Source organism: Rossellomorea sp. SC111 (assembly GCF_024733565.1).
Lineage (GTDB): Bacteria > Bacillota > Bacilli > Bacillales > Bacillaceae_B > Rossellomorea.
On sequence record NZ_JANIOC010000010.1, the window covers coordinates 33,472 to 42,913 of the forward strand.

At 44.5% G+C, this 9,442-nt stretch carries 8 protein-coding genes; 6 read left to right on the forward strand and 2 right to left on the reverse strand.

Annotated elements, in window-relative coordinates; all coding sequences use genetic code 11:
- Nucleotides 1–150 precede the first annotated feature (150 nt).
- Complete coding sequence (gene cydD, locus NQ095_RS14010; protein WP_258264088.1) at nucleotides 151–1,881, forward strand: thiol reductant ABC exporter subunit CydD; 1,731 nt, start codon at nucleotides 151–153, stop codon at nucleotides 1,879–1,881.
- On the forward strand, nucleotides 1,882–3,600 hold the full coding sequence (gene cydC / locus NQ095_RS14015) for a thiol reductant ABC exporter subunit CydC (RefSeq protein WP_258264089.1): 1,719 nt from the start codon (nucleotides 1,882–1,884) through the stop codon (nucleotides 3,598–3,600). It begins immediately after the preceding gene.
- A 50-nt stretch (nucleotides 3,601–3,650) separates the two neighbouring features.
- On the opposite strand, the gene NQ095_RS14020 is transcribed toward cydC, so the two are convergent.
- Both NQ095_RS14020 and NQ095_RS14025 read right to left on the reverse strand, forming a co-directional pair.
- Entirely contained in the window at nucleotides 3,651–4,268 is a 618-nt protein-coding gene (locus NQ095_RS14020; RefSeq protein ID WP_258264237.1) for a nitroreductase family protein, read from the reverse strand.
- 889 nt (nucleotides 4,269–5,157) lie between these two features.
- Nucleotides 5,158–5,298, reverse strand: a complete 141-nt coding sequence (locus NQ095_RS14025) for a hypothetical protein (RefSeq protein WP_224520595.1) — start codon at nucleotides 5,296–5,298, stop codon at nucleotides 5,158–5,160.
- 134 nt (nucleotides 5,299–5,432) lie between these two features.
- Here NQ095_RS14025 and NQ095_RS14030 point away from each other — a divergent pair, with 134 nt between their 5' ends.
- The 4 genes from NQ095_RS14030 to NQ095_RS14045 all read left to right on the forward strand — a co-directional run bounded on the left by NQ095_RS14030 (nucleotide 5,433) and on the right by NQ095_RS14045 (nucleotide 9,315).
- The gene (locus tag NQ095_RS14030) at nucleotides 5,433–6,392 is read left to right on the forward strand and encodes a LacI family DNA-binding transcriptional regulator (RefSeq protein WP_258264090.1); all 960 of its coding nucleotides are present in this window, start codon (nucleotides 5,433–5,435) and stop codon (nucleotides 6,390–6,392) included.
- 164 nt (nucleotides 6,393–6,556) lie between these two features.
- Complete coding sequence (locus NQ095_RS14035) at nucleotides 6,557–6,877, forward strand: MscL family protein (RefSeq protein ID WP_258264238.1); 321 nt, start codon at nucleotides 6,557–6,559, stop codon at nucleotides 6,875–6,877.
- A 96-nt stretch (nucleotides 6,878–6,973) separates the two neighbouring features.
- A complete protein-coding gene (locus tag NQ095_RS14040) occupies nucleotides 6,974–7,906 on the forward strand; it encodes an ATP-grasp domain-containing protein (protein WP_258264091.1) in 933 nt (310 codons plus the stop codon).
- Nucleotides 7,907–8,133: 227 nt separating this feature from the next.
- On the forward strand, nucleotides 8,134–9,315 hold the full coding sequence (locus tag NQ095_RS14045; RefSeq protein WP_258264092.1) for a HAMP domain-containing histidine kinase: 1,182 nt from the start codon (nucleotides 8,134–8,136) through the stop codon (nucleotides 9,313–9,315).
- Nucleotides 9,316–9,442 lie beyond the last annotated feature (127 nt).

Sequence of the window (9,442 nt, forward strand, 5' to 3'; positions counted from 1 at the left end):
AGAGGGTATTTTCCTCTCTATTTTTTATTATTAAATTGTCACAAAACGGTCAATCCCAAAAGATGCATAAAGGGAATAAGTTTACTATAATGTAGTTATTATATTGTGAAATATTTCACTAACTTTTTAACCTTGGAGTTGAGAGTAGCGATGAAAGAGCTTAATCAATTAGCTAAAGAGCAAAGAGCATCTACAATGACACTTTACGGGGCGTCCCTGTTGATGGGGGGGGTCGTTGTTGGACAGGCATATTTGCTCGTAAGCATTGTTAATTCAATATTCATAGAGAAGATCGGGTTCCAGGAGATACTCCCGATGCTAGGGGCTTTGCTTCTCATACTCTTAGGGAGGGCCGCCATTTCATATGTCAATGGCCGGATAGGAATCAGGATGGCAAGAAAGGTGAAGAGGGATCTGAGGAAACGGCTGTTAACGAAATGGGCAAAAAACCCACTTCAGACATCCATTCATGGTCAGTCCGGTCAAAAGGTCAGCACGATGATGGATGCGGTCGATGGGTTGGACGGGTATTACAGTCAGTATATACCTCAAAGGATTCAGACCACCATCGTACCTTTGATCCTGTTGGTCACCATCTTCACGGAGCATGTGTATACAGGTTTGATCATGGTGGTGACGGCTCCATTCATTCCAATATTCATGGCCATCATCGGGGTCATGACCAAGAAGAAATCCGAGAAGCAGATGGACAAGCTGACCGCGTTTTCCGGGAGATTCCTCGATACTCTTCAAGGACTGACTACTTTAAAGTTACTTGGGAGGGGGGCACGGCAGAAAGAGGGAATCAAATCAAGTAGTCTGGACTTTCGGGAAGCGACCATGGACGTATTGAAGACGGCCTTTTTGTCTTCATTGATGCTTGAATTCATTTCCATGCTGAGTATCGGCCTGATCGCCCTGGAGGTGGGGCTGAGATTGGTAGTCTTTGAGAGTATCTCATTCTTTACCGCTTTCTTCGTGCTTGTCCTGGCACCGGAATTCTATCAGTCTTTAAAAGAGCTTGGGCATGCGTTTCATACCGGGCGTGGGAGCATGGGGGCTGCAAAAAAGGTTTTGGAGGAGCTTCATGAAAAAGTTCAGCCGGTCAAATGGGGGGAGAGGGACCTCATATCAAATGGGAATCCTCCTACAATCGAACTGCGTAACCTCGGATTCTCCTATGGTGAAAAAGGATATGCCCTGCAAGGGGTCACCGCCGTCTTTCCATCACGGGGCCAAGTGGCGATCGTCGGTCAGAGTGGTGCGGGGAAGACAACCATCCTTCATCTGCTGGCAGGTCTGCTTGATCCTTCTGAGGGAGATCTTCTCATTAATGGATTCCTAAGAAGAGAATATGTGGAAGATGCCTGGTTTGATCAATTGAGTTACATTTCACAGAATCCGTACTTATTTTCCGGTACGATAGCTGAGAATATTGCAGTTGGGGGAAGAGATGGGGTCACCCGTGAAGAAATTGAATCCGCTGCTGAGAAAGCGGGAATTTCCGAAATGATTTCAGGACTTCAGAAGGGTTATGATACACCGGTCGGGGAAGCGGGGAGAGGCATTTCCGGCGGTGAGAAGCAGCGCATTGCCATTGCAAGGGCGTTTCTCAAAGGTCCGTCCCTCGTCCTGTTTGATGAACCGACAACCGGATTGGATCTTGTTACCGAGCAAATACTGCAGTCTTCGATAGAGGAGTTGGCTAAGTGTGCCACTGTCATTACCGTAGCGCACCGCCTTCATACAATACGTAAAGCAGATACCATTTTGTTGTTGGATAAGGGGAGAGTGGCTGGGATGGGAACTCATGAAGAGCTCATGGAGTCGGCTCCTCACTACCGTGAAATGGTAAATGTACAGCAGGGGGTGAAACACTAGATGAAAGAATTAGCATTTGTTGTGAAGCTGATGATGAAGGAAAAGAAGGATATTGTGTATTCAATTCTTTTGGGATTTCTGGCTGGAATAACTTCGGTGGGACTATTTGCTTCGAGTGGATATTTAATTTCAAAAGCGGCCCTTGAGGTACCGTTTTACGCCTTGACCGTCATGATTGCTCTTTTAAAATTGTTTGGATTAACGAAAGCGATCAGCCGTTATGGGGAACGTTATTTTTCCCATCGGGCAACTTTCACGATTTTGGCAAACTTGCGGGTGTCCATCTACGAAAAGATCGAACCGCTCGCACCGGGGATTTTCGGGCGTTATCGTAGCGGGGATCTCCTCTCAAGAATCGTAGGGGATGTTGAGAGTCTGCAGAATTTCTTTCTCCGCGTCTTTTATCCCCCCATCATCCTGGTGATGGTATTTTTAAGCACGATTTTGTTTACACTGTTTTACTCTGTTTCGATTGCCTTGGTCCTTTTAGGAGGACTATTGTTGACAGGCTATATCGTCCCCGCCTACTTCGCTTTTAAACAGAGAAAAATAGAGGCGACCCTGCGGGAAAGACGAGGGGAGTTATCCACAGAGGTGACGGAATTTCTTTATGGATTCAGGGACCTGAAAATCTATCGTAGACTGGAGGATAAAAAGGCAAGTCTTGTTCAGGCAGCTGGAGATTATGTGAGTGAGCAGGAAAGGGAGAGCCGGTATTCACTTTTTAGTCATTCAACGAACATCCTGGTTGCCCTGCTCATTTCATGGATTGTTTTGGCTTTGGGGGCTTATTCAGTAGCGGCAGGTCGACTGGACGGAATATTTCTTGCCATGCTTGTCATGATTTCATTAACTGTATTCGAAAATGCCACTCCAATGGCGATCCTGCCGACCCATTATGAAGATTCACGCCGAGCGGCAGCCAGACTCTCTACTATCACGCCCAAAGAACCTATCGAGAGGGACGCACCTCCCTTGGGGTTGGTACTTGAAGGGGATGCTCCTTCCTTTTGCATGAAGGATGTGAGCTTTACCTTTGACGATGAGGAAAGAAAGTCATTGGACGGGGTGAGTCTCGAACTCCCCGCAGGTTCGAAAACAGCGATCGTGGGACCATCGGGATCAGGAAAGTCGACATTACTTCAATTGTTATTACACTTTTACTCGGCGGATGAAGGGGCGATTTTCGTCAATGATGCTTCCATTAAGGATATTGATAAAGGGGCATTGTGGCGAAATGCCAATGTTGTACTTCAAGAAAACCATTTCTTCTACGGCACAATAAAGGAGAATCTGATGCTGGTGAGTGATGATTTGACAGAAGAAGAGATGGAGTCGGCATTGGAAACAGTGAAACTGGGTCACATTTCTTTAGAGGATGAAGTATTAGAGAAAGGTGAGAATCTTTCCGGGGGAGAAAAGCAGCGGTTGGCGATTGCAAGGGCCCTGTTGAAAGACTCCCCATTATGGATGCTCGACGAACCGACATCTTCCGTTGATGCATTGATGGAAAAAGATATATTTGACCATCTGTATTCAGCAGCCGATGGGGATACACTGGTTCTGATCAGTCATCGATTGACAGGTCTTGAAAAAATGGACCAAATCATCGTCATGGATCAGGGGAGTGTAGTGGAATCAGGAAACTATAATGAGCTTATGAGTCGAAAAGGGTATTTCTATGAAATGAAGCAGATTGAAAAGAGCGTCCTATTCTAACTCATAGAAAAGCCACATCCAATTCAGGATGTGGCTTTAGTAACAGGCACTCATTCTGCCCAATCAATTAAGTTTCGGATATCCAGTCGTTCTGTCTTTCGTGCTTTTTGAAGCGGTTTCCCGATTGTGATCAGCATGATGGGAAGATAACGCTCGGATACATTGAATTCAGAAACGAGGGCAGCCGGATTGAAACCGCCGATCGGGCAAGTGTCCCAGCCCTTCGCTTTCGAGGCAAGCATGAATTGCATGGCAGCGAGTGACGCATTGCTGAATGCCGCATCCCGCGGGTATTCCTCACGGCTGTACGCGCCTTCGATCTGTTTCTTCAGGACCTCTTTGATCTCTGCTGTCATTTCGCCTTTCTGAATGGCAGGATCAAAGACGGGATCAATGTTCTTATCCGCTTCAAGATCACCGAGTATGGCCACGACAGCAGAAGCATCATGTACCTGCTGCTGGTGATAGGCGATCGGAAGTAAGCGTTCCTGTACTTCTTTATGGTCAAATACAAGGAATTTCCATTGCTGCAGATTCCAGGCAGATGGAGCTTTCCCAGCCGCTTCGAGCAGACTGACCAATTCCTCACGGGGGATTTCCACGTGAGGGTCGTATACTTTTGTGGAGCGACGTTCGTCGACGATTTGAAAGAAATTATCCATGAGTATGCCTCCTTGATGTATGAAGAAATGTTATAATGTGGTATATATTTGTATGTTACTTACTTTTTGTAAGTTGTTAAGCAATAAGAACAATATAACCGACGTTATAGTATGCGTCAAGGAATGAAGTTATAGGATGCGTGAAAGAACGATCCGTGGTGGATGTTTTGAATATAAAAGAAAATGGTTCAATAAATACTGTTGCTTATGGCTATAGCGAGTAGTGGTTGATTTCCGCTGCAGGTGCTGAGCCTCCGGTCTCAAGATCTAGCTACGGTGGCTAGCCCCTCGAGGTCATAAGCTAAATGGTCCAAGAAGGCAAAAAAACGCCTTCTTCGCCCATTCATTTTATGCTTGTCGGGGCTGAGCAAGCCACCTCCGCTTTTCAAACTTTCCCGCGTTTCCCGCAGGAGTCGAGCACCTGCAGCGAGAATCAACTTTCCAAGTGTAAGTTTTCACTATAATAATGTAATGTAGAGATTGCTTTACCATCACATTCACCAACTCTAATTCCATTGGGTGCAGTGACCGATTACTGTACAACCTGACGTGAATGACTCATTTTGCTCCGACACATCCAAAATGAGCGAACATTCGAAAACTGCAGTCTGTGTATGTATAACAATCTGGTGAAATGGTCCTTTTATAATTATTGCTAAAGCACATCCAGTGCATAAAGCAGGATCTAGCTATTGATTGGAGTGCAAGACGAAGACTCCTACGGGAAAAGCGGAATAGGTAAGACCCCGCAGAAGCGTAAGCGACGAGGAGGCTAGCCGAACGCCCGAGGAAAGCGGAGTCTTGCACGGAAATCAATAGCGGTGTAACAAGTGATCCTAACTAATTTTTGGTTTTTAGAGAAAATGGATAAAGTTATGTTCCAGTCTCATACGTATTAAAGGAGCTTAGAGTTGTAGATGTGCTCAAAGGGATCATTTTGATCGTAGGAAGTGTGAAATTGGATGGGCTTTAATGCAGCGTAGCTTCCTCCGATGATGATGGCACAGAGAACGGGTAAGGATAAAATGCCGAGCATAGTATGGCCTCCTTATCATGTTTTAGGATTGAAATAGCGATGGGATCCTGGCATGACTTTACTTTAAAGTGTGAAACGCGTTTCAGAGCAAGCGTTTTTTTGAATTGGAATATTGTTACTTGAGGGGTATGGGAATGACAAATATTAGAAGTATTGCGAAGCTTGCAGGAGTTTCTGTGTCAACGGTTTCGAGGGTATTGAATGATCATCCTTATGTGAAAGAAGAGAAACGCCGAAAGGTCCTCCATGCGGTGGAGCAGTTAAACTATATAAAGAACGCGAACGCCGTCCATTTATCAAAAGGGAAAACCTATAGTATCGGAGTGATTCTACCCTATTTGAATCTTCCTTATTTCGGAGAGATTCTTCAAGGTATTGCGGGGGAAGCGTTAAAGCATGGTTATCACCTCCAACTTTTTCAGACGGATTATGACAGGGGAGCTGAACTGGATGCCTTTCATCGACTTCAGATGAAAGAAGTGGATGGGTTGATCCTGACGTCACGCTCCAATTCTCTGGATGCTCTTGCTTCATTTATCAATCCTAATGTGGTTTTTTGTGAAAATGTGTTCGACCCCACTTATAAAAAGGTGTTCATTGATCATTATCAGGGGATCCGAAGTGGGCTTGAGTATCTTTATTCTAAAGGGCACTCACGAATCGGGTTGTGTTTGCATAGGACATTTGGGACGAATAGCGAAGAGCGGATCCGGGGATTCTTCGACGGCGCAGAGGCTGCCGGCCATCCCGTGGGTGACGGATGGATATTCAATGACTGCTACGATCTTCAAGACGGGCGGGATGTGTTGAGTGCATGGGAAGAGATGGAAGAAAAGCCCTCCGCCCTTATCGTAACGAGTGATCAAGTATCTGCGGGCATGGTGGCGGAGGCAGGAAAAAGATCAATCAGGATTCCAGACGACCTGGCTATCCTCAGCTTTGATAACCATCCCCTTGCCGATGCCCTGGGTATCACTTCTTTTGAAGTACCGATAAGAAAAGTGGGGGAAGAAGCATTTAAACTATTTCTGGAAAATAAACATCCTGATCCGGTCATATTGAACACAAAATTGTTTGAACGTGTAAGCGTGTAAGTTGTACTTTTCACAAGAGGGAGGGAAAACAATGCAGGGGAACAAGGAAGAAAAGGTACTCGTCATCCTGATGGGAGTTGTCGCATGTATTGTATTAATCGCAATCGTAGGAAGATACCTTTTATAAGGAATTTTATAGTTTTCATAACTCACTTCTTTTTACCATATCTTATAGTGGTGAAGCATCTTCAGATAAGACAGGGGTGATTGAATTGGGGAAGTTCCTGGGCTCATTGGTTGACCTTCTTCTTATTGCTACGAGTATTTTTCTAATGGTTAAACTGGTGAACCGCTTAACTGTCAGTGATCAGGCTTCTAAGGCAAATCGGACGAACAATCTTGAAGTCCTGCAGGAAATCAGAGACATCCTCAAGGACGATTTTAGGAGTGTGCGGTTAGAGGCACCGGCACCTCTCAAAGCCCGTGAGCTTCTAACAAAAAGCGGCATGAAAATTCAAATGAGGACGGATCGTAAGTCAAAGTGAATTCATGATTATTGCCTAAATCCTACTTTTATAGTAGGATTACTTTGTGTTACAAGACTTTCGTTTAAAATCATACGTACAAATGGGGTAATGATCATGAAAAAAATTCATATCATTCATGAAAACAGTGAATGGACCAATCATTTAACGTCCAGGCTTGATGAACTCCAATTGCCTTATGAGGAATGGTTCCTTGATCGTGGACTCGTCGAATTATCATCAAAGCCGCCGGAAGGTATTTTCTATAATCGAATCAGTGCCTCGTCACATACGAGAAACCATCGTTTTGCACCGGAATTGACGGAGAGCGTTCTATCCTGGTTAGAGCGAAACGAAAGAAAAGTCCTGAATGGAAGCCGTGCCCTTCGCTTGGAAGTAAGCAAAGTGAATCAGTATACGGCCTTGAATGCTGCAGGTATCAAAACACCGGAAACCATTGCAGCCATTGGGAAAGAACAAATAATCGAAGCTGCTGAAAAGCTCGATAAACCATCTTTCATCACGAAGCATAATCGTGCAGGTAAAGGATTGGGAGTTCAGTTGTTCCAATCTGTGGACGCACTGAAGAATTATGTGTACAGTGACGACTTTGAAGAGCCGTTAGACGGCACGACACTCATACAGGAGTACATCGAAGCACCCGATTCATCCATTACACGCTGTGAGTTCATTGGTGGTAAGTTCATGTATGCTGTGAAGGTGGATACATCGGAAGGATTTGAATTATGTCCTGCTGATGTATGTCAAGTGGATGATCTATTCTGTCCTGTAGGGGAACAGGAAGACCAGCCTAAATTTCAGGTCAGGGAGAACTTTTCACATGACATCCTGACATCATATGAAGCGTTTATGCATGCGAATCAAATCGATATTGCCGGGATTGAATTTATCCAGGACAAAGAAGGCAACATCTACACGTATGATGTGAACACGAATACGAATTATAATAAAGATGCAGAAGCGAAATCCGGACAATTCGGTATGCTTGAGCTGGCAAAATATCTTGGTGAACAATTGAAAACGGTGTAAGGTGATGGCTCTCCTGTAGGTATACAGGAGAGTTTTCTTATGTAAATACTCGGTTACATATATAATTGTAACGATTTAGGGTTTAGTATGGTAGAATTTTTATAAAGAAGACAATTTTTGTGAAAGGTCAAAGGGTTAGGATGATTATTTTTAATCAGGATGTCATTAATAATTTCTTTTATATCATTTTGAGTATTTTTTTAATTTTTTTCCTTGTTGAAAAAAAGATGATACACGGTTGGTATACAAGGTTAGCAACCCTTGTTTCTTTAAGCATCGCCATTATAATGTGCATGCTTTCCCCTATATACAATAACCCATATTGTGTTCACGATCTCAGAATGATCCCGTTTGTTCTTGGCATTCTGTATGGCGGTCCATTGACAGGTATCGCATTGCTTGCTGTCTTATTGGTATCCAGGACGATGATCTACAGTTGGAGTGTGGTGGCATTCGTGATTTATGCAGTGATCTACCTCTTGACGCTCATCGGGATGAAATGGTTCGACTTCAACCGGTTATCAAGCAGGAAGAAGATCATCTTCTCAGTGGTGCTTTTTACGATTCATTCCATCGTAGCGGCTCTTATTGCGAAGGCAATGACTGTGTTTGTAATTGACGAAAGCTATCTAATAAATTTCATTTTCCTCCCTTCACTGGGCATGCTGATCCTGACATACATATGTGAGACGTTGCTGAAACAAATTCAAATCAAACAAGCACTTGTGAAGATAGAAAAGATGGAAGTACTCGCCCAGCTTGCTGCGAGCATTTCCCATGAGGTGAAAAATCCTTTGACGGTGATCAAAGGTTTCCTGAGACTGCTCCATCAAGAAAATCTTCCCGTGGGGAAAAGGGAACAATATCTAACCATTGCATCATCCGAACTGAACCGGGCAGAAGAAATCATCAACGATTATCTCACATTTGCCAAACCTGATCCGGATCATGTGGAGAATATCTCCATTTCGGAGCAACTTAATAAGCTCGCCGACATGGTTGAGCCCTTGAGCAATCAACAATCGGTACTCGTACATAAACAAATCCAGGATGCCTCCATCGTAGGGAACACCCGCAGTTTTCAACAGGCATTTCTCAACATCATCAAAAACGCCATCGAATCCATGCCTGACGGAGGTACACTCAACATCTTTTCGAAGGTTCAAAAAGGGACGGTAAGCATTTCCATCACTGATACCGGCGTCGGAATGACCCCGGATCAAAAAGAGAGACTCGGCGAACCCTATTTCTCTACAAAGGAAAAAGGAACGGGCCTCGGACTGATGGTTTCTTACCGGATCATCGAAGCCATGAGGGGGGTCATTACCGTGGAGAGTCGAGTGGGCAAAGGCACGACTTTTCAGATTGTGTTCCCTGTGGATCAAGTGAAGGACCCTTCATCTGTATAGGTGGAGGGTTTTTCTACTTTAATAAGGGGTGTCGACCGTGAACAAGGAGCCTCCGCTTTTCGTGTTGTCCAGCTCCGGCGGCTAGTCCCTCGAGGTCATAAGCTAAATTGGCCAGAAAGGCAAAATG